Annotated in this window: 19 protein-coding genes and 1 riboswitch; of the genes, 7 read left to right on the forward strand and 12 right to left on the reverse strand. The window is 72.9% G+C overall.

Annotated features, from left to right (window positions below; genetic code table 11):
- Window positions 1-21 precede the first annotated feature (21 nt).
- The 3 genes from nhaA to AC4IHM_RS06970 all read right to left on the reverse strand — a co-directional run bounded on the left by nhaA (window position 22) and on the right by AC4IHM_RS06970 (window position 5,289).
- A complete protein-coding gene (gene nhaA, locus AC4IHM_RS06960; RefSeq protein WP_490866215.1) occupies window positions 22-1,899 on the reverse strand; it encodes a Na+/H+ antiporter NhaA in 1,878 nt (625 codons plus the stop codon).
- Window positions 1,900-2,088: 189 nt separating this feature from the next.
- On the reverse strand, window positions 2,089-4,458 hold the full coding sequence (locus AC4IHM_RS06965; RefSeq protein ID WP_490866216.1) for a bifunctional salicylyl-CoA 5-hydroxylase/oxidoreductase: 2,370 nt from the start codon (window positions 4,456-4,458) through the stop codon (window positions 2,089-2,091).
- 3 nt (window positions 4,459-4,461) lie between these two features.
- Window positions 4,462-5,289: an enoyl-CoA hydratase family protein gene (locus tag AC4IHM_RS06970; RefSeq protein WP_490866217.1), complete on the reverse strand. Its 828-nt coding sequence runs from the start codon at window positions 5,287-5,289 to the stop codon at window positions 4,462-4,464.
- Window positions 5,290-5,541: 252 nt separating this feature from the next.
- Between AC4IHM_RS06970 and AC4IHM_RS06975 the strand changes: the two genes are divergently transcribed.
- Window positions 5,542-5,979 carry an ATP-binding protein gene (locus AC4IHM_RS06975; protein WP_490866218.1) on the forward strand — a complete coding sequence of 146 codons (438 nt, stop codon included), beginning with the start codon at window positions 5,542-5,544 and terminating at the stop codon, window positions 5,977-5,979.
- 38 nt (window positions 5,980-6,017) lie between these two features.
- On the opposite strand, the gene argF is transcribed toward AC4IHM_RS06975, so the two are convergent.
- From argF to AC4IHM_RS07020, 9 genes are all read right to left on the reverse strand, one after another.
- Window positions 6,018-7,025, reverse strand: coding sequence for an ornithine carbamoyltransferase (gene argF, locus AC4IHM_RS06980; RefSeq protein ID WP_490866219.1), 1,008 nt, complete (start codon window positions 7,023-7,025; stop codon window positions 6,018-6,020).
- 70 nt (window positions 7,026-7,095) lie between these two features.
- On the reverse strand, window positions 7,096-8,319 hold the full coding sequence (locus AC4IHM_RS06985) for an arginine deiminase (protein WP_490866220.1): 1,224 nt from the start codon (window positions 8,317-8,319) through the stop codon (window positions 7,096-7,098).
- Between the two features lie 350 nt (window positions 8,320-8,669).
- Entirely contained in the window at window positions 8,670-9,884 is a 1,215-nt protein-coding gene (locus AC4IHM_RS06990) for an IS30 family transposase (RefSeq protein WP_490865804.1), read from the reverse strand.
- Window positions 9,885-10,047: 163 nt separating this feature from the next.
- Window positions 10,048-10,971, reverse strand: coding sequence for an LLM class F420-dependent oxidoreductase (locus tag AC4IHM_RS06995; RefSeq protein ID WP_490866221.1), 924 nt, complete (start codon window positions 10,969-10,971; stop codon window positions 10,048-10,050).
- Between the two features lie 78 nt (window positions 10,972-11,049).
- Window positions 11,050-11,541 carry a DUF6099 family protein gene (locus tag AC4IHM_RS07000; protein ID WP_490866222.1) on the reverse strand — a complete coding sequence of 164 codons (492 nt, stop codon included), beginning with the start codon at window positions 11,539-11,541 and terminating at the stop codon, window positions 11,050-11,052.
- A gap of 180 nt (window positions 11,542-11,721) precedes the next feature.
- Window positions 11,722-12,072, reverse strand: a complete 351-nt coding sequence (locus AC4IHM_RS07005; protein ID WP_490866223.1) for a nucleotide pyrophosphohydrolase — start codon at window positions 12,070-12,072, stop codon at window positions 11,722-11,724.
- Window positions 12,069-13,241: an AAA family ATPase gene (locus AC4IHM_RS07010; RefSeq protein ID WP_490866224.1), complete on the reverse strand. Its 1,173-nt coding sequence runs from the start codon at window positions 13,239-13,241 to the stop codon at window positions 12,069-12,071. The genes AC4IHM_RS07005 and AC4IHM_RS07010 overlap by 4 nt, the downstream gene beginning before the upstream one ends.
- Before the next feature lie 176 nt (window positions 13,242-13,417).
- The gene (locus AC4IHM_RS07015; protein WP_490866225.1) at window positions 13,418-13,810 is read right to left on the reverse strand and encodes a cell division protein SepF; all 393 of its coding nucleotides are present in this window, start codon (window positions 13,808-13,810) and stop codon (window positions 13,418-13,420) included.
- A gap of 336 nt (window positions 13,811-14,146) precedes the next feature.
- Window positions 14,147-14,611, reverse strand: a complete 465-nt coding sequence (locus AC4IHM_RS07020) for a DUF7144 family membrane protein (RefSeq protein ID WP_490866226.1) — start codon at window positions 14,609-14,611, stop codon at window positions 14,147-14,149.
- 329 nt (window positions 14,612-14,940) lie between these two features.
- On the opposite strand from AC4IHM_RS07020, the gene AC4IHM_RS07025 reads away from it, so the two are divergent.
- From AC4IHM_RS07025 to AC4IHM_RS07050, 6 genes are all read left to right on the forward strand, one after another.
- Entirely contained in the window at window positions 14,941-16,278 is a 1,338-nt protein-coding gene (locus tag AC4IHM_RS07025; RefSeq protein ID WP_490866227.1) for a chloride channel protein, read from the forward strand.
- A 50-nt stretch (window positions 16,279-16,328) separates the two neighbouring features.
- Window positions 16,329-16,832: a potassium channel family protein gene (locus tag AC4IHM_RS07030; RefSeq protein WP_490866228.1), complete on the forward strand. Its 504-nt coding sequence runs from the start codon at window positions 16,329-16,331 to the stop codon at window positions 16,830-16,832.
- Between the two features lie 210 nt (window positions 16,833-17,042).
- Window positions 17,043-17,227, forward strand: a riboswitch (cobalamin riboswitch).
- 30 nt (window positions 17,228-17,257) lie between these two features.
- Window positions 17,258-17,998 carry an energy-coupling factor ABC transporter permease gene (locus AC4IHM_RS07035; protein ID WP_490866229.1) on the forward strand — a complete coding sequence of 247 codons (741 nt, stop codon included), beginning with the start codon at window positions 17,258-17,260 and terminating at the stop codon, window positions 17,996-17,998.
- Complete coding sequence (locus tag AC4IHM_RS07040) at window positions 17,995-18,333, forward strand: energy-coupling factor ABC transporter substrate-binding protein (RefSeq protein ID WP_490866230.1); 339 nt, start codon at window positions 17,995-17,997, stop codon at window positions 18,331-18,333. The genes AC4IHM_RS07035 and AC4IHM_RS07040 overlap by 4 nt, the downstream gene beginning before the upstream one ends.
- Window positions 18,334-19,083: a cobalt ECF transporter T component CbiQ gene (gene cbiQ / locus AC4IHM_RS07045; protein ID WP_490866231.1), complete on the forward strand. Its 750-nt coding sequence runs from the start codon at window positions 18,334-18,336 to the stop codon at window positions 19,081-19,083.
- Window positions 19,080-19,937, forward strand: coding sequence for an energy-coupling factor ABC transporter ATP-binding protein (locus AC4IHM_RS07050; RefSeq protein ID WP_490866232.1), 858 nt, complete (start codon window positions 19,080-19,082; stop codon window positions 19,935-19,937). Before cbiQ ends, AC4IHM_RS07050 begins: the two co-directional genes overlap by 4 nt.
- Window positions 19,938-19,950: the final 13 nt, after the last annotated feature.

Here is a 19,950-nt window from a genome sequence, read left to right on the forward strand (position 1 = left end):
TGCCGCGGTCCCGGGGCGTGGCTACGCCGTGGCGGCGGACGCCTCCAGTTCACGGGCGAGCGACACCGCGTCGAAGGGGCCGGTGTGCCGGCGGTCGCCGATGAAGAAGGTGGGGACGCCCCGTGCCCCGCTCGACTCGGCGCTGGCGACGTCGGCCCGCACCCGGGCGGCCGTCTCGTCGGAGTCGAGGTCCCGCAGGAACCGCTCCAGGTCGAGTCCGGCCTGGGCGCCGTAGGCGACGATGTCGTCGAAGTCGAGCTGGTCCTGGTGCGCGAAGAGCAGTTCGTGCATCTGCCGGAAGCGTCCCTGGCGGTCCGCGGCGACCGCCGCGAGGGCGGCGAGTTCGGCGTTCTCGTGCACGTCGGGCAGCGGCAGATGACGGTAGACGTAGCGGAGCCGGTCGCCGAAGCGCTGCCGCAGTTCCTGGGCTGCCCCGGTGACCTCGGCGCAGAAGGGGGACTCGTAGTCGCCGTACTCCACCAGGGTCAGGGGTGCGTCCGCGGGGCCGAAGACATGGTCGGTGGCCGGGTCCACGGGGCGGTCGAGCCTACGGGGCAGATCGGCGTCCGTCTCGCCGCGCAGGACCGCCGCCAGACGGAACACCAGCCAGCCCAGGGCCGTGGCGAGCACGGCGGCGAGCAGCACACCGACCGTCGCCTCGGCGCGCAGGGTGGGGTCCGTGAAGGCGAGTCCGGTGATCAGCAGGGAGACCGTGAAGCCGATACCGGACAGGACGCCACCGCCCACCACATGGCCGGGACCGACTCCCCTGGGGAGCCTGCCGAGGCCGAGGCGGGTGGGGATGAGCGCGCCGCCCGTGACGCCCAGGGCCTTTCCGGCGACGAGGCCGATGACGACGGCCCAGGTGACGGTGGAGGACAGGGCGTCGGCCAGGACGCCGTCGCGCAGGTCGACGCCGGCGCTGGCCAGGGCGAACAGCGGGACGACGACGTAACTCGTCCAGGGGTGGAGCGTCTCCTGGAGCCGCTCGTTGACGGAGACGGCGCGCTTGAGCCCCCGGCGTGCCGTCATGCCCACGTCCGGCCGGGGCGACTGGCGGAAGGCGCGGAAGAGCCGGGCGGCCCCCTCCACCGCCTGGCGCGCGGGGGGCTGGGCGGGGATGAGGAGACCGGCGATCATGCCGGCGATGGAGGCGTGCAGCCCCGACTCGTAGGTGGTGATCCACAGCGCGAGGATGACCAGCGCGTACGGGGCCGCCTGCCACACCCCCAGCCGGGTCAGCCCGGCCAGCAGCACGCACATGGCGAGCGCGACCAGGAGCGGCACGAGATGGATCGTCTCGGAGAAGACCAGGCCGATCACGGCGACCGCCACGATGTCGTCGATGACGGTGATGGCCAGCAGGAAGACACGCAGCTGTGAGACGAACCGGGGGCCGACCACGGTGAGCGCGCCCAGCATGAACGCCGTGTCGGTGCCGATGACCACCCCCCACCCCTGGGCGGCCTCGCCCCCGCCGACGATGGCGAGGTACAGCAGGACCGGGACCACCATGCCGCCGATTCCGGCCATGGCCGGGATCAGCACGCGTCGGCGGCTGGTCAGCACGCCCACGGAGACCTCGTAGCGGACCTCCAGGCCGATGACGAAGAAGAACATGGCCATCAGTCCGTCGCTGACCCAGTGCCCCAGGTTCATCGACAGACTGGCCCCGTCGATCGAGAGGGACGCGTCCGTCGCCCAGAGCGAGGTGTACGAGTCCGACCAGGGGGAGTTCGCCCACAGGAGGGCCACCACCACGGCGGCCAGGAGCAGGCCCACGCTGCCGGCCTCGGTGGCGAGGAAGGCGCGCACGGCGCCGGGATACTGGCCGAGGAGTCCGTCGCCCTTGGCCCGGGTCTGGGATTCCTGGAGTGTCTTCTCGTCCAGCCCACTCATTTCACAAACCCCTCTTCATGTGCCATTCCCCAAGTGTGTCGGACAAACCGGGCCACTCCGTGGACCTCGTCACGGTCGGGGGCACATTCGTTCCCGGCGGCGGGGGAACCCTCGGCGCTCTCCGGCCGTGCCGGACTACGGCGGGAGGACGGCGGCGAGTTGGGCCGGGGCCGTGCGGCCGGGGCGGGACTACCCTTCCCGGCGACCGCCGTGCGGCGCGAGCCGCGGCGCGGGGGCGTCGGTGCGGCCGGTGCGCGGGGGGCGGCTGCCCGCCCGGTACGGCGCGGGCCAGCGGGCGCCCGGCCCGTCGTAGCCCTGCTCGGCCGCCGCGTGCAGCGTCCAGTGCGGGTCGTAGAGGTGCGGGCGGGCGAGGGCGCACAGGTCGGCGCGTCCGGCCAGGATCAGTGAGTTGACGTTGTCCCAGGAGGAGATCGCGCCGACGGCGATCACCGGGACACCCGCCTCGTGCCGGACGCGGTCCGCGTACGGCGTCTGGTACGACCGTCCGAACTCGGGCCGCTCGTCGGCCACGACCTGCCCCGTGGACACGTCGACGGCGTCGGCGCCGTGCGCCGCGAAGGCGCGGGCGATGTCGACGGCCTCCTCACCGCTCGTGCCGCCGTCGGCCCAGTCGGTGGCGGAGACGCGCACCGTCATGGGCCGTTCCCGCGGCCACACGGAACGTACGGCGTCGAAGACCTCCAGCGGGAAGCGGAGCCGGTTCTCCAGTGGGCCGCCGTAGGCGTCGGTGCGCCGGTTGGTGAGCGGGGACAGGAAGCCGGAGAGCAGATAGCCGTGCGCGCAGTGCAGTTCGAGCAGGTCGAAACCGGCCTCGGCGGCCCGCGCGGCGGCTGCCGTGAACTGCTCCCGTACGCCGGTCAGCCCGGCCCGGGACAGCTCGCGCGGAATCTGCCCGTCCGGCCGGTACGGCAGGGGGGAGGCGGCCACGAGGGGCCAGTTGCCGTCGGGCAGCGGTTCGTCCATGCCCTCCCACATCAGCCGGGTCGAGCCCTTGCGCCCGCTGTGCCCGAGCTGCACGCCGATCGCCGTGCCGGGCGCCTCGGCGTGCACGAAGTCCGTGATCCGGCGCCATGCCTCGCCCTGCCGGCCGGTGTAGAGGCCCGCGCAGCCGGGGGTGATGCGGCCCTCGGCGCCGACGCACACCATCTCGGTCATCACCAGCCCGGCGCCGCCCAGGGCCCTGGCGCCCAGGTGGACCAGGTGGAAGTCGCCGGGGACGCCGTCGGTGGCGCGGTACATGTCCGTCGGGGAGACGACGACGCGGTTGCGCAGGGTCAGTCCGCGCAGCCGGAACGGGGTGAACATCGGGGGCGTGCCGGGCGGGCAGCCGAACTCGCGCTCGACGGAGTCGGTGAAACGGGCGTCGCGCAGCCGCAGGTTCCCGTGGGTGACGCGGCGGCTGCGGGTGAGCAGGTTGAAGGCGAACTGGCGCGGCGGCTGGTCGAGGTACCGGGACAGGTCCTCGAACCACTCCAGGCTGGCGCGGGCCGCCCGCTGGGTGGAGGCGACGACGGGGCGCCGCTCCCGCTCGTACGCGGTCAGCGCCGCTTGGACGGTGGGCTGCCCGCCCAGGTGGGCGGCGAGCGCGAGGGCGTCCTCCACGGCGAGTTTGGTACCGGAGCCGATGGAGAAGTGGGCGGTGTGGGCGGCGTCGCCGATCAGGACGACGTTGCCGTGCGACCAGCGTTCGTTGACGACCGTGCGGAAGGTGGTCCACGCCGACCTGTTGGAGCGCAGCGGCCGGCCGCCGAGGGCGTCGGCGAAGACCTCGGCGCAGCGGGCGGCGGACTCGGTCTCGTCCAGCTCGTCGAAGCCGGCCGCCCGCCAGACCTCCTCGCGCATCTCGACGATGACGGTCGACGCGTCGGGCGCGTAGGGGTAGCCGTGCAGCTGCATCACGCCGCGGCCGGTCTCGGCGATCTCGAAGCGGAAGGCCTCGAAGGCGAAGTCGGCGGCCAGCCAGATGTAACGGCAGCGGTGGCCGGTGAGGCGGGGCCGGAAGACTTCGCGGTGGCTCTCGCGGGTGGCGCTGTGCACGCCGTCGGCGGCGACGACGAGGTCGTACGTCCGCGCGAGCAGGTCCGGGGGCGGGGCCTCGGCCCGGAAGCGCAGCTCCACCCCGAGGTCGCGGCAGCGGTCGTGCAGGATCTCCAGGAGACGCCGGCGGCCCAGGGCGGCGAAGCGGTGTCCTCCGGAGGTGTGGCGGCTGCCGCGGTGGACGATGTCGATGTCGTCCCAGCGGACGAAGTCCCGTTCCAGGGCCTCGTAGACGGCCGGGTCGGCGTCTTCGATGCCGCCGAGGGTCTCGTCGGAGAGGACGACGCCGAAGCCGAAGGTGTCGTCGGGGGCGTTGCGTTCGAAGACGATGACCTCGCGGTCGGGGGCGAGGCGTTTGAGGAGGGCGGCGGCGTAGAGACCGCCGGGGCCCGCGCCGACGACCGCCACGCGCAGGGGGCGGCCTGTCGCGGCGGGCGGCCGCGAGTGCGTCGTGGCCGCCCGCGCCCCTGGGCCGGCCGCGCTTGCCCGGGACGGGCGCACCGCCTACCTCCCCCGCCACTTCGGCGGGCGCTTCTCGGTGAAGGCCGCGTGGAATTCCGCGTAGTCCTCGCCGGTCATCAGCAGGGCCTGGGTCGCGGCGTCCAGTTCCACCGCCGCCGCCAGGGGCATGTCCAGCTCCGCCGTGAGCAGGGCCTTGGTCTGGGCGTACGCGAGGGCCGGGCCGTCGGCGAGACGGCGGGCGAGGGACCGGGCGGCCTCGTCGGCGCGGCCCTCGTCGGTCAGCTCGCTGATCAGGCCGATCCGCTCGGCCTCGGGCGCCCGCACCGGTTCGCCGAGCATCAGCAGCCGGGTCGCGTGGCCGAGGCCTACGACGCGGGGCAGCAGATAGGCGGCGCCCATGTCGCCGCCGGACAGGCCGACGCGGGTGAAGAGGAAGGCGAAGCGGGCGGACGGTTCGGCGACGCGGAAGTCGGCGGCCAGGGCGAGGACCGCGCCCGCGCCCGCGGCCACCCCGTGCACCGCGGCGACCACCGGGAACGGGCACTCCCGCACGGCCCGCACCACCTGTCCGGTCATCCGGTTGAAGTCCAGCAGCCGGGCGGTGTCCATGGACAGGGTCGCGCCGATGATCTCGTCGACGTCGCCGCCCGAGCAGAAGCCGCGCCCCTCGCCCGCCAGGACCAGGGCCCGTACGGACCGCTCCCGGGACAGCTCCGCGAGCAGGTCGCGCAGGTCGGCGTAGGCCTCGAAGGTCAGCGCGTTGAGCTTGTCGGGGCGGGCGAGGGTGACGGTGGCGACGCCGTCGGTGAGATCGACGCGCAGGTGCCGCCAGTCGGGGGTGGGGGTGGCGGAGCCGGTGAAGGGACTCATGGCGGGCGGCCTCCTGTGGCGGGCGCGGCCTCACCGGGCGCGGTGTCCCGGTACGTCGGGATGCCACTCGAAGTTATCACTCGTCTGTGACTGTCGTCACGAGTGCGCGATGGCGTGACCGTCGCGGGCGGGTCGGCGGCGGGGTCGAAGGTCCCGCGCGGTGCCCGTCGAACGGCTCTGCCGGGCGGGCCGTACCATTCCTATGGTTGAAAGCAGGACAGGACACACCCTGCTCCACGAAACGGACCAGCCGTGCATGATCATCCTCACGCCCCCGCCTCCTGGCGCATCGCGCTGCCGCACTCCGCCGCGGCCGTGCCGGTGGCCCGTGCCCTGGTCCGTGCGGCGCTGGCCGAGCTGGAGTACACGGCCGACGGCGACACCGCGGAACTGCTCACGGCGGAACTCGTCGCCAACGCCGTCGAGCACACCTCCGGCGAGTCGCCGATCGAGCTGGTGGTGGAGCTGATGCCGACCGGCTGCCAGGTCGAGGTCCACGACCCGGACCCGGAGCCGCCCGCCGACCTCACCCGCCCCGATGTGGAGCCGCCCGACCCCTGGCAGGAATACGGGCGGGGTCTGCTGCTGATCCGCGCCCTCAGCTCGTCCTGCGGCCACCGGCCCACCGGGACCGGCAAGGCGGTCTGGTTCAGGCTCCCCACGGTGCCCGCCCAGCGCCGTCGGCGCTGAGGGGGCTCGCAGGGGGGACTCCGGAGCCGCCGGTCGGGTCAGGCCAGCGTGGCGACCAGGACCGCCTTGATGGTGTGCAGCCGGTTCTCCGCCTCGTCGAAGACGACGGAGTGCGCGGACTCGAAGACCTCGTCCGTGACCTCCAGGGAGTCCAGGCCGTGGGCCTCGAAGACCTCCTGGCCCACCTTGGTGCCCAGGTCGTGGAAGGCGGGCAGGCAGTGCAGGAACCGTACGTCCGGGTTGCCCGTGGCGCGCAGGACGTCCATGGTCACCGCGTACGGCGCGAGCGCGTTGATCCGCTCGGCCCAGACCTCCTTGGGCTCGCCCATGGAGACCCAGACGTCGGTGACGACGAAGTCGGCGCCGCGCACGCCCTCGTCCACGGTCTCGGTGAGCGTGACACGGGCCCCGCTGGACTCGGCGAGCGCCCTCGCCCGGTCGACGACCTCCTGGGCGGGCCAGTACGCCTTCGGGGCGACGATGCGTACATCCATGCCGAGCAGGGCGCCGGTGACCAGGTAGGAGTTGCCCATGTTGAAGCGGGCGTCGCCGAGGTAGGCGAAGGTGATCTCGTGCGGGGGCCGGGGGCAGTGCTCAGTCATGGTGAGCACGTCCGCGAGCATCTGGGTGGGGTGCCAGTCGTCGGTCAGGCCGTTGTAGACGGGCACGCCCGCGTAGGCCGCCATCTCCTCGACCTTGCGCTGGCTGTCGCCCCGGTACTGGATGCCGTCGTACATCCGGCCCAGCACGCGCGCGGTGTCCTTCACGGACTCCTTGTGGCCGATCTGCGAGCCGGCCGGGTCCAGGTACGTCGTCGAGGCGCCCTGGTCCGCGGCCGCGACCTCGAACGCGCAGCGGGTGCGCGTCGAGGTCTTCTCGAAGATCAGCGCGATGTTCCTGCCCCGCAGATACCGTGTCTCGGTCCCGGCCCTCTTGGCGGCCTTCAGCTCCGCGGCCAGCTCGACCAGGCCGCGGAACTCGTCCGCGGTGAGGTCCAGCTCCTTGAGGAAGTGGCGGCCGGCGAGGGCGGTCGGGACTGTCGCCATGAGGGGCGCTCCAGAGGTGCAGGGGCGGGAACGAAGGGACTTCTGGAAGTCTATACGACCTTCCGAATTTCTATACAGGCCCCCGTTCCACCGGGCAGCTCATGCAGCGCGGCCCGCCCCGGCCCCGGCCCAGCTCGCTGCCCGGGATCTCGATCACCTCGATGCCCTGCTTGCGCAGATGGGTGTTGGTGGTGGCGTTCCGTTCGTAGGCGACGACGACACCCGGCTCGACGGCCAGGACGTTGCAGCCGTCGTCCCACTGCTCGCGTTCGGCGGCGTGCACGTCCTGAGTCGCGGTCAGCACCCGGATCTCGCCGAGGCCGAGGGCGGCGGCGATCGCGCGGTGCATGTGCTCCGGCGGATGGTCGGTGACCTTCAGATCCTTCTCGCCCGCTCCCGGCTCGATGGTGTAGGAGCGGAGCATGCCGAGCCCGGCGTACTGGGTGAAGGTGTCGCCGTCGACCATCGTCATCACGGTGTCGAGGTGCATGAAGGCCCGCCGCTTGGGCATGTCGAGGGCCACGATGGTGCGCGCGGAGCCCGCCGCGAACAGCTTGTGGGCGAGCATCTCGACGGCCTGGGGCGTGGTGCGCTCGCTCATGCCGATGAGCACGGCGCCGTTGCCGATGACGAGTACGTCGCCGCCCTCGATGGTGGAGGGGTAGTCGGCCTGGCCCTCGGACCACAGGCGGAACGTCTCGTCGCGGAAGAGCGGATGGTGCCGGTAGATCGCCTCGAAGTGGACCGTCTCGCGCTGCCTGGCCGGCCAGCGCATGGCGTTGATGGAGACGCCGTCGTAGATCCAGGCCGAGGTGTCCCGGGTGAAGAGGTGGTTGGGCAGCGGCCCGAGCAGGAAGTCGTCCAGTTCCATCGCGTGGAAGCGCACGGAGGTCGGCTCCGGGTGCGCCTCCAGGAACTCCCGTTTGGTCATGCCGCCGACCAGGGCCTCGGCGAGCAGGTCCGCGGGGAGGGTCTCGAAGGCGGCCCTGAGATGGTCCGTGGCCAGCACTCCGTACTCCTTCTCGTCGAAGACCCGGTCCAGGACGAGCCGCCGGGCCGCCGGGACGTCCAGGGCCTCGGTGAGCAGGTCCCCGAAGAGGTGCACGGCGACCCCGCGGTCGCGGAGCACATCGGCGAACCCGTCGTGCTCGGCGCGCGCCCGGCGCACCCAGAGCACGTCGTCGAAGAGAAGGGCGTCCTTGTTGCTGGGGGTGAGCCTTTTGAGCTCCAGATCCGGCCGGTGCAGGATGACGCGGGTGAGCCGCCCGGCTTCGGAGTCGACGTGGAATCCCATGTACCCATCCTGACCATTGGGACGCCTGTTCACCCCCGCTCACGCGGACCCGTGAGCCCCGGGCCGGCTCCGACTCCAGTGCCGGCACCCCGAACACCGCCTCGCGCACGCCACGGGGGCGCTCCGCCGGCCAGGCGGTCCTGGGCCTCCGGACCGAGGGCGTACCGGTGGCGCGCCCCTCGCGGTCCGAGGCGCAGCCGCGTCGGGCCTCCAGCCGCCAGGCCGTGTGTTTGAAAGCCTCGAAGAGGCGGCGGAGGGTGGCCCGGTCACGACTTCAGGCAGCGCGGGTGCCGTGCGTGCGGGAGCCCCCAGGGGCGTGGCGAATTCCAGGGGTCGTTGCAACACAGTGATCAACTGGCTGTGGCCAGGAGCCTAGCGAGACGCTCGGCTGGGGTTTCCCAGCCGAGCGTTTTGCGTGGCCGGCTGTTCAGTTCGGCGGCGACGGCCGCGAGGTCCTGGGCGGTGTGTGCGGCCAGATCGGTGCCCTTGGGGAAGTACTGCCGCAGCAGCCCGTTCGTGTTCTCGTTGGAGCCGCGCTGCCAGGGACTGGCCGGATCGCAGAAGAAGACCGGGATGCCCGTGGCGACGCTGAAGGACCGGTGCGCGGTCATCTCGGAGCCCTGATCCCAGGTCAGGGACCGCCAGAGGTGGCGCGGGAGGGACTCGATGCTCGCTGCGAGCGCGTTGCGGGTGGCCATGGAGCTGTGACCGGTGGGCAGGTGGACGAGCATCAGGTAGCGGGTGGAGCGTTCGACCAGGGTGCCGATCGCCGACTTGCCGTTCTTGCCGATGATCAGGTCGCCCTCCCAGTGGCCCGGGACGGCTCGGTCGGCCGCCTCGGCGGGCCGCTGGCTGATCATGACCATGTTCTTGATGGGGCCCGGCTGGCGCTTGTAGGCGTGGCGGTGCGGGCGGCGCATGGCGCGGCCGGTCCGTAGCGAGCGGGTCAGTTCCCGGCGGAGCTCTCCGCGGCCTTGGACGTAGAGCGCCTGGTAGATCGTCTCGTGGGTCACGTGCGTCTCCGGCCGGTCGGGGAAGCGTGCCCGCAGAGCGTGGCAGATCTGCTCGGGGCTCCAGCGCATCGCCAGATGTTCCTGGATGAAGTCGCGCAGTTCGGGGTTCTGGCCGATCTTGCCCACCTTGGGCCGGGGGCGGCGACATTCGGCCCGGCGGTGGGCGTGGAAGGGCTGGTAGGTGAAGCCGCCCTTGGGCATGGGCCGCCGGTTGCGGCGTATCTCGCGGCTGATGGTGGAGGGGCTGCGGCCCAGCTCGGCGGCGATCTGCCGGACGGACGCCTTCTCGCGCAGCCGGTCGGCGATGTGGATGCGGTCGCGCTCCTGGAGATACCGCGACGGCGCGGGAGGCAGTTCCTCCGAGCCCGCTGCCTGGACCTGCCCCGGGACCGGGTAGATCGGAGGAACTGCCTTCCGGCCGCCTGGCGGTGAGTGCCAGCCGTTGCGCCACCGCTTGCCGGTGCGCAGGTTGATACCAACTATCCGGGCGGCTTCCCGCGTGCTGTACCCCTGCTCCATGAGCTGGAAGTATGCGGCCCGCTCGCGGGTCATCCTTCGCCCGCCTCCGGGCCTCCGGTTCTCCCGGATCTCGAAGTCCATTGCATCCCCTGAGCTGGGGTGTTGCAACGACCACTAGAACTCAAGCGTTCCCCGGGGGCTCCGGCAGGGTGGGTGACCGGTGGCCTCGGTTGTTTCTGCGGGCCGGGTCGGGGCGTTACGAGAGCTGGGACTGGACCTCGGCGGAGATCAGCTCCAGGTGGTCCAGGTCGTCGAGGTCGAGGATCTGGAGGTAGACGCGCTCCGAGCCGACCGCGGCGTAGCGGCCGATCTTGTCGACGACCTCGGCCGGGGAGCCCGCCAGTCCGTTGGCCTTCAGCTCCTCGACCTCGCGGCCGATCACGGCGGCCCGGCGGGCGACCTCGGCGTCGTCCCTGCCGACGCAGACGACGAGGGCGTTGGAGTAGGTGAGGGCGTCGGCTCCGCGGCCGGCCTCCTCGGCGGCGGCCCGTACCCGGCCGAACTGGCGCTCGGTGTCCTCGATCGAGGCGAACGGGATGTTGAACTCGTCGGCGTACCGGGCGGCGAGGCGCGGGGTGCGGGTGGCGCCGTGGCCGCCGATGAGCACCGGCACCTTGGCCTGCGCGGGCTTGGGCAGCGCGGGCGACTCGGTGAGGTCGTAGAACTTCCCGTGGAAGTCGAAGGTCTTGCCGGTCTCGGTGGCCCACAGGCCGGTGACGATCGCCAGTTGCTCCTCCAGGCGGGCGAACTTCTCCTTGGGGAAGGGGATGCCGTACGCCTTGTGCTCCTCCTCGAACCAGCCGGCGCCCAGGCCCAGCTCGATCCGGCCGCCCGACATCCGGTCGACCTGCGCGACCTGGATGGCGAGTACGCCGGGCAGCCGGAAGGTGCCGGCGGTCATGAGGGTGCCGAGGCGGATGCGGCTGGTCTCGCGGGCGAGGCCGGCCAGGGTGATCCAGGCGTCGGTGGGGCCGGGGAGGCCGTCTGCGGAGCCCATGCGCAGATAGTGGTCGCTGCGGAAGAAGGCGTCGAAGCCGAGGTCCTCGGTGGCCTTGGCCACGGTGAGCAAGGTGTCATAGGTGGCCCCCTGCTGGGGCTCGGTGAAGATGCGGAGATCCATACCCCCATCCTGCCCGCTCGGCGCGGGCGCGCCGGACAGGCTCCCCCGGGACCGGCGCATCGGCCGCGGTGAGCCGGGCTAGCCCGCCTCCCGCTGCGGCATCGCCGTGCCCCGGTCCGGTGTCTCCGCGTCCCGGTCGGCGAGTTTGCGCAGCATCTCCAGGACCCGGTCCCGTGACTCGTCGGCCGCGTCGATGGCCTCCACGCACTGCCAGTACGTGGCCTCGTCGGCCGCGGCGCAGGCGACGGCCACCAGGGCTATGCCGGTCTCGCCGAGCAGGGTGCCGAGGCGCATCAGGGCCTGGCGTGCGTCGCCCAGCTCGGTGAGCCGGGCGGCGCGCAGGTCGCCCGGGGCCAGTTCCGGGGTGGGGAGCACTCCGCAACCGCGGCCCGCCAGCTCGGCCAGGCCGACGGCCTCACCGCGCAGTTCGGGTGGTCCGTGGACCGCCAGCCGGCTGCCGATCGCCTGCGCCAAGGCCTGCACCTGCCACACCTCCGTCAGGACCTCCGGCACCTCGCCGCCGGCCGCCAGAGCGCGTCCACTCGTCACGATGAGCCGCACAGCGTCCATGCGCTGCCCCCGTCTGTGTCCGACGCGCACCGCGGCGCGTCCGCCCGAACTCCGTTGCTCACTACCCAGAGTGAAGGTGTGTGGGACGAAAAGCCAGAGGAAGGCGGAAATCTTCGGACACGATATTGGATTCTGGCCTGTTTATAACTGCGGAGAGTGATACCGGAGTTCACCGCTCCTCTAGGCTCGGCCTTCCGGTTCCCCCGGCACGGGGAACCTGGTCTCGTTCCGCTCGATCTTCGCCTCCAGTGCCGCGAGCGGGTCGACACCGAGGACCTCGCAGAACTGGAGCAGATACGCCAGGACATCGGCGACCTCGTCCAGGACCCGGTGCGCGGCGTCCGGGTCGGTCATGACGCGTTCGGACTGCTCGGGCGTCAACCACTGGAAGATCTCGACGAGTTCGGCGGTCTCCACGCTCAGCGCGGCGACGAGGTTCTTGGGCGTGTGGTACGGCTGCCAGTGCCGTGCGGCCGCGAACTCGGCCAGCCTGCGCTGCAACGTCACGAGGTCCTGGGAATGATCGGTCACGGGTCCAGGTGTACCACCGTGACGCCGTGCACCCCGGCCGCCCACGAGGCGTCGGCGACCGCCCCGACGAGGCGGACGTGCCCGCGCTCGCACATCCGGGCCGCCAGCCGGAGCAGTTCGGCGCGCTGTCGCAGGTCCAGGCCCCGGTCGAAGCCGTCGGCGAGGACGGTGAGGGTCTGCGACGCGGCGGGCACCTCTCCGGCCGGGTCGGCCTCCAGCACACCGGTTCCCGCGAACAGCACCAGCGCGAGGGCGAGATAGCGCAGTTCGCCGTAGCCGAGGCGCGCGAGGCCGGTGCGGACGCCGTCGCCCCGGTCCAGCAGCGCGCGGACCACTCCGCCGACGGCCGACTCGGCCAGCACGTCCGCGACCGGGCCCGCGCATCCGGTGCGTACCGCGGCGACGAACTGCGCGTGCCGCCGGCCGCATTCGGCACGGGTGCGCCGCAGCACGTCGGCGAGGTTGTCGCAGCCGCCGAGCAGATGGCCGGAACCGGTGGGCACAGGGTCCCGCATCCGGCCGGGCCGCGGGTCGCAGGCGAAGACGGAGCGCAGGGCGACCACCATCTGCTCGGCCGCGGCCAGCACCCTGCGCTGCCCGTCCGTCTTGCCGGCCACCCGCAGCGGCAGCAAGGGCGTGCCGAGCCGGTCGTCCGGCAGCGGAGCGCGGGTCACGGGCGCCGACCCGGCCGTGTGCCAGGCCGCCTGCACCGCACGGCGGCCGGGATCGCGCAGTGCCGTCTCCAGCAGCACGACCCCGTCCGCCGTCAACCGCTCCCCCACGACGCGCAGTTCGGGCTCCGCCTGCACGGCGACATCCAGGTGCACCGGGCCCTCGGACCCGTCGGCCGTACAGCCGATGCGGAAGCCGCGGCGCTGCTGGGCGTCGGGCCGGGCCCGTTCGGGCACGCACGCGACCGGGTCGGGGAACACCGCGCCGAGTTCGGCGCCGCCCCCGAGCCGGGCCAGGGCGTCGTACGCCCTGAGCGCGCTGGTCTTGCCGCTGCCGCTGGGCCCGGCGAGCACGGTGAGCGGCCCGAGCCGCAGCAGCGCGCCCCGATGCCCGGCGAAGGCGGACAGCCGCAGCTCCGTGACGCGGGGGCGGTCCGGGTGGGGCGGAGTGGGGGCGGCGGACTCCGTTGACGCGGTTGACGCAGGGGACGGGGCCATACGCGGACCGTAGAAGTCCGCATTCTGGTGAACCGTTACGCCCTGACGACGTTCCTACGATCGGGGGACGTGACCGTCAGGACGGCCCCGCCCGTCACTCCCGCGGGGCCACGGGCGGGGTGCGGGCGGAACCCGGTGTTCCGCCCGCACCCCGCCCGTACCGCCCATCCCGTCCGTCACACCCCGGGAACCCCCACGGCGCCCTCCATCAGCCCGTTGACCTCGGTCCCGGCCGGCGTCAGCAGGAAGACGTTGCGGTCCACCCGGTGCATGCCGTTGGCCAGCCCGAAGACGACGCCCGTACTGAAGTCCAGCACCCGCTTGGCGACCTCGCCCTCGGCGCTGGTCAGGTCCAGGAGGACCGGAATGCCCGCCATCAGGGTCTCGGCGACCTCGCGGGCGTCCGCGAACACATTGACTCTCAGGACGACGAAACGGCGGCGTGCCTCCGTCTCCGCCTCCGGCACCGTCCGGTGGCCGACCGACGACGGCCAGGCGTCGCGCCCGCGCAACGGAACGACCTGGGCGAGCCCTTCCCACTGTTCATCGGTGACGTCGTGGCTGTTCACCGGCTCCCCCGATTTCACTCGCCTTCATTGCCTGCACCAGCCAATTCTTACGCCAAGTCACCCGTTCGGCCCAACACCGACACGGTTGGCGACGCTCCGTGTCCGGTAATCGCCCGCGCGGGCTCAGGGGTCGTACGCAGGCGCGCTCGGCGGCACCGGACCCACCACCGCGCCCGCCCGCACGCCCCCGCTGCCGAAGGCCGCCGTGCGGGGTGCCGCTCTTCGCGGAGCGGGCCTTCGAGTCCGCCAACCGTTTCCACTCGCACACCGGGTGGGCGTCGGTACGGGTACTGGAGCCCGCCCGCAGACCCCGGGCGCGGGGCCGGCCGTCGTCACTCAGGTGCGGGCCGACTGGTCCTGACGGCTGGCCAGGGCCCAGATGACGAACACGTCGATCGCCATCATGATCACGGACCAGACGGGCAGGTACGGCAGGAAGAGGAACTGGGCGACGAGGCTGAGCGAGGCCAGCACGATGCCCGCGAGGCGCGCCCAGGCCATGTCCCTGAGCAGGCCGTACCCGGTGGCGAACACGAGGGCGCCGAGGATCACATGGACGATCCCCCAGCCGGTGAGGCTCATCTGGTAGACGTAGCTGCCGATGTCGGCGTACACGTCGTCGTCGGCGATGGCCGCGATGCCCTGGAGGACGGTGAGGGCACCGTTCAGCAGCAGCAGTACCCCGGCGAAGACGACACCGCCGGTCACCCAGCCGCTGTGGCGGTCCCCCGGCCCCGCCGGCAACGGCCCGTCGGAACCGCGGGAGGGCCTGCCGGGAGAAGGTGCGGCTTGCTGACTCATGAGCGGAGTCCTTTCTCGTTTCCCCGTACGGCCTTGCGCCCACCGGCATCCGGATGCGCCGACAGGACACTCCGAGCCTGCGGGCCCCGGTACCGCCCGGCGACGCGGGCCCGCCGAACGGGTGAACGGGTCCGGCAGCCCCGCCGCACGGTGCCTGCCCGGCGGGGCTGCCGGAGCGGCGGCGGCGCACGGCTTCCCGCCCGTCCCCCGGTACGGCGCCGCGCGCATGCGTGCCTTCCCCAACTCGCGTTTACTGATCCGCGTATGCGAACTCGCGCGACCGGCCGTCGGTCCAGGCGCCGAGGGACGCGGTGGACGAAGGAGGGCCCGTGACCGCTCGTCCGGCACCGGCGAACGCGCCGCCGGACCGGGCCGAGCAGTCCTTGCGGGACACCCTGCTCGGCCCCGGCTACCGGCGGCTGTTGCTGCTGTGCGTGCTGCTGGGCGTTCCGATCGCGCTGGCCTGTTTCTTCTTCGTCGGCCTCCAGCACCAGCTCCAGCACTGGGTGTGGACGTTGTTGCCCCGGGCGGCCGGGTACGACGCCCCGCCCTGGTGGTGGCCGCTGCCCGCACTGGTGCTGGCCGGGCTGGTCCTGGCGCCGATCGTGACCCGGATGCCCGGCGCCGGCGGCCATCTCCCGGTGGACGGTCTGGGCGGCGCGCCCGTCGGCCCCCGTGCGCTGCCCGGCACCGTCCTGGCCGCGCTGGCCACACTGCCGCTCGGCGTGGTGCTGGGGCCCGAGGCTCCCCTGATGGCCGTCGGCAGCGGCCTCGCCCTGCTGGCGGTGCGGCGGGCGGGCGCGGCCGGGGACCCGAGGGCGAGCGCGGTCCTGGCCACGGCCGGTTCCACCGCCGCGATCTCCACCATTCTCGGCGGTCCGGTGGTCGCGGCCGTACTGCTCATCGAGGGGGCCGGCCTCGCGGGCTCCCGGCTGGTCGTCCTGCTGCTGCCGTGTCTGCTGGCCAGCGCCGCGGGCGCCCTGGTCTTCACCGGCTTCGGACAGTGGACCGGCCTGAAGATCGGCGCCCTCGCCCTGCCCGACGTACCGCCGGTCGCCGCCCCGGACGCCGGGGACTTCCTGTGGGGCGTGCCCACGGCGGCACTGATCGCCGTACTGATCACGTCGACCCGCGCGCTGGGGCACCGCACCGCCGCGTGGACGCGGCACCGCACGGCCGTACGCACCGTCGTCTGTGCCACGGCGGTCGGGGTCTGCCTCGCCGCGTACGCGCTGATCACCGGCCGTTCCCCGGCCGAGGCGGCACTGTCGGGCCAGGCCGCCCTCGCCCAGCTCGCCGCGCACCCCCATGCCCGGCCGGTCGGCGCACTGGTCGCCCTGGTCCTCTGCAAGACGCTGGCCTGGGGCATCGCGCTGGGCGCTCTGCGCGGCGGCCCGATCTTCCCGGCCGTGCTGCTGGGCGCTGCGACGGCCATGGCCTGCTCCGGGCTGCCCGGCTTCGGCGCGACCCCGGCCCTTGCCCTCGGCATCTCCGCGGCGGCGGCCTCGGTGACGGGGCTGCCACTGTCCAGCGCGGTGCTCGCGGTGCTGCTCATGGGCGAAGACGCCTACGACCAGATGCCGCTGATCGTCACCGCGTCGGTCGTCGCCTTCGTCGTCACCCAGCTCGTACGCCGGCCGGACCCCGAGCCGCGGGGGGCGCTGTGAGGGGGCGCCGGGACTCCGCCGGACGTGCCAGGACGCGTACCCCCTGGGGGATGGCGCGGCCCTGGTTCGAGTGGGCCTGCGCCTCGGTGGTCATGGCCGTGGTCTACTTCCTGCTCCCCCTCGACCATCTGGGCCCGGGGCGCCCCGTGCTGAGCTGGCTGCTGTTCGCGCTGGCGCTGATCGTCGTGGCCGCGCTGCTGCTGCGCGAGGTCCGCGATGTCCTCGTCGAGCGCCCGGGGACCCGGCCAGGGGTGTTCATCCCGCTCCTGATGGTCCTGTCCGTGCACGTCTTCGCGGCCACCTACTACGCCCTCGCCAAGCAGCCGGGCGAGTTCAGCGGCCTGCGCACCCGCGTCGACGCCCTGTACTTCACCGTGGTCACGCTCGCCACGGTCGGCTACGGGGACATCACCCCGCGGGGCCAGGTGGCCCGGATCGTCACCGTCCTGCAGATCCTCTACACCTTCGTGTTCCTCACCGCCGCCGCGACCGCGCTGACCCGGCGGGTGCGCGACATGGTGGTCCGGCGGATGGAACAGGACCGGCGCGAATGACGGCGGTCCCGACGGCATCCGGTGACGGCGGTCCCGACGGCATCCGGTGACGGCGGTCCCGACGGCATCCGGCGGTTCGGCGAGCCTCTCGGCGGGGCCGGGCGGCGGAGCAGCGGCGGCAGCGGTTTCCGCAGTTCTGGGGCCCGCCGACCGGCCCGGTGCCACGTCCGCCGGACCGAAGGCCCGCTTGTCACCACCCCCGTGGGAGCACTACTGTCACCACGCCTTGGTGAACGGGAAATCCGGTGTGATGCCGGTGCGGCCCTCGCCACTGTGAATCGGGAAGTCCGGCTCCGGCCCTCACGGGCAGCCACTGGGTCCTTGTGACCCGGGAAGGCGGAGCACGGGCGGTGGTACCCGTCAGCCAGGAGACCGGCCAAGGCGCGTCGTCCATCCACGAGGTGCTGGAGAGGGTCTGCTGAGCCATGCACATAGCCGAGGGCTTTCTGCCACCGGCGCACGCGATCGCCTGGGGTGTCGCGTCCGCGCCGTTCGTCGTCCACGGAGTACGGTCACTCACCCGTGAGGTCCGGGAACACCCGGAGAGCACCCTGCTCCTCGGCGCCTCCGGGGCCTTCACGTTCGTTCTGTCGGCCCTGAAACTGCCGTCGGTCACCGGGAGTTGCTCCCATCCCACCGGCACAGGTCTGGGTGCCATCCTCTTCCGCCCGCCGATCATGGCCGTGCTGGGCACGATCACCCTCCTCTTCCAGGCGCTGCTGCTCGCGCACGGCGGGCTGACCACGCTCGGCGCCAACGTCTTCTCGATGGCGATCGTCGGCCCCTGGGCCGGATACGCGCTCTACCGGCTGCTGCGCCGCTACGACGTGCCGCTGATGGTCGCGGTGTTCTTCGGGGCGTTCGTCGCCGATCTGTCCACCTACTGCGTCACCAGCGTGCAGTTGGCGCTGGCCTTCCCGGACCCGAGCAGCGGATTCTGGGGCGCGCTCGGCAAGTTCGGGTCCATCTTCGCCGTCACGCAGATCCCGCTCGCGGTGAGCGAGGGCCTGCTCACGGTGATCGTGATGCGGCTGCTTGTGCAGTCCAGCAAGGGTGAACTGACCCGGCTGGGCGTCCTGTTGACCAAGCACGGCAAGTCCGGCACGGCCGACGGGGCGCAGCCTGGACCGACCGGGCCCGGCGAGCAGGAGGCGGTGGCCCGATGAACCGCAACACGAAGATCAACGCCCTGCTGCTGCTCGCCGTGGCCGCGCTCGCGGTACTGCCGCTGGTGCTGGGGCTCGGCGACCACAAGGAAGAGCCCTTCACCGGTTCCGACGCCGAGGCGGAGACGGCGATCACCGAGATCGAACCGGACTACGAGCCGTGGTTCTCGCCACTGTACGAACCCCCGTCCGGGGAGGTCGAGTCGGCGCTGTTCGCCCTCCAGGCCGCGCTCGGCGCGGGCGTACTGGCGTACTACTTCGGGCTGCGCCGGGGCCGGCGGCAGGGCGAGGAACGGGCGGCGACGGCGCTGCGGGACGCCCCCGGAGGGGACTGAGTGCTGCCGATCGACGCGGCGGCGCACAGCAGTCGCTGGCGCCGCCGGCATCCCGTGGACAAGGCCGTGCTCGGGCTGGGCCTGACCGTGCTGGCGATCTCGCTGCCGCCGTGGCCGGGCGCGGCGCTGGTGCTGGTGACGGCCCTCGCCGTGCTGCTCGGCCCGGCGGGCGTGCCGGGGCGCCGGCTGTGGCGGGCGTACCGGGTGCCGCTGGGTTTCTGCGTGACCGGGGCGCTGCCGCTGCTGGTGCAGGTCGGGGGCCCGGACGGGTTCCTGACGGCGGCGGACGGCGGGCCGGTGCGCGCCGGTGAGCTGCTGCTGCGTACGTCGGCGGCCTCGCTCGGGGTACTGCTGTTCGCGTTCACCACTCCGATGTCCGACCTGCTGCCCCGCCTGGTGCGGGCCGGGGTACCGGCGCCGGTGGTCGACGTGGCGCTGGTGACGTATCGCATGAGCTTCCTGCTGCTGGACTCCGTGCGCCGGGTCCGTGAGGCGCAGGCCGCGCGGCTGGGGCACACCACCCGGGCCGCCGCCTGGCGTTCGCTGGGCGGTCTCGGCGCGACGGCGTTCGTGCGGGCCTTCGACCGGGCGGCGCGGCTCCAGTCCGGGCTCGCCGGGCGCGGCTACGACGGCACCCTGCGCGTCCTGGTGCCCGAGGCGCGCGTCTCGGTGCCCTTCACGGCGGCGAGCGGCGCACTGCTGGCGGCGCTGGCCGCCCTCACCCTCGTACTGGAAGGGCCGCTGTCGTGAGCGAGACGACCGGGGCGACGGAGGCGACGGCACCCGTCCTGGTCGCCCTGCGGGGCGTGTCCTTCGGGTACGAGGAGGGACCGGACGTGCTGGTCGGGCTGGACTTCGAGGTGCGCGAGGGGCGCGCGCTCGCGCTGCTGGGCCGCAACGGCAGTGGCAAGACCACGCTGATGCGGCTGCTGAGCGGCGGACTGAGGCCGGGCGCGGGGACGTTGACGGTCGACGGGGCGCCGGTGAGGTACGACCGCAAAGGGCTGACCCGGCTGCGGACCACCGTGCAACTGGTCGTGCAGGACCCCGACGACCAGCTCTTCGCGGCGTCGGTGGGGCAGGACGTGTCCTTCGGGCCGCTGAACCTGGGCCTGCCCGACACGGAGGTCCGGTCCCGGGTCGAGGAGGCGCTCGGCGCGCTGAACATCGCCGCGCTGGCCGACCGGCCCACCCATCTGCTGTCGTACGGGCAGCGCAAGCGGGCCGCGATCGCCGGTGCCGTCGCGATGCGGCCCCGGGTACTGATCCTCGACGAGCCGACCGCCGGGCTCGACCCGGACGGCCAGGAACGGCTGCTCGCCACCCTGGACCGGCTCCGGTCGGGCGGCACCACGGTGGTGATGGCCACCCACGACGTCGACCTCGCCCTGCGCTGGTCCGACGACGCCGCCCTGCTCACCCCGGAGGGCGTACACACCGGCCCCACGGCCCCGACCCTGGCCCGCACGGACCTCCTACGACAGGCCGGACTGCGACTGCCCTGGGGCATCGCGGCGGCCGGACTCCTACGCGCACGAGGACTCCTGCCCGACTCAACACCGGACCCACGCACGGCAGAGGAACTGGCGGCCCTGGGCGACTGACGGGGCGGTGGCC

The sequence above is a fragment of the Streptomyces sp. SL06 genome (assembly GCF_058244745.1).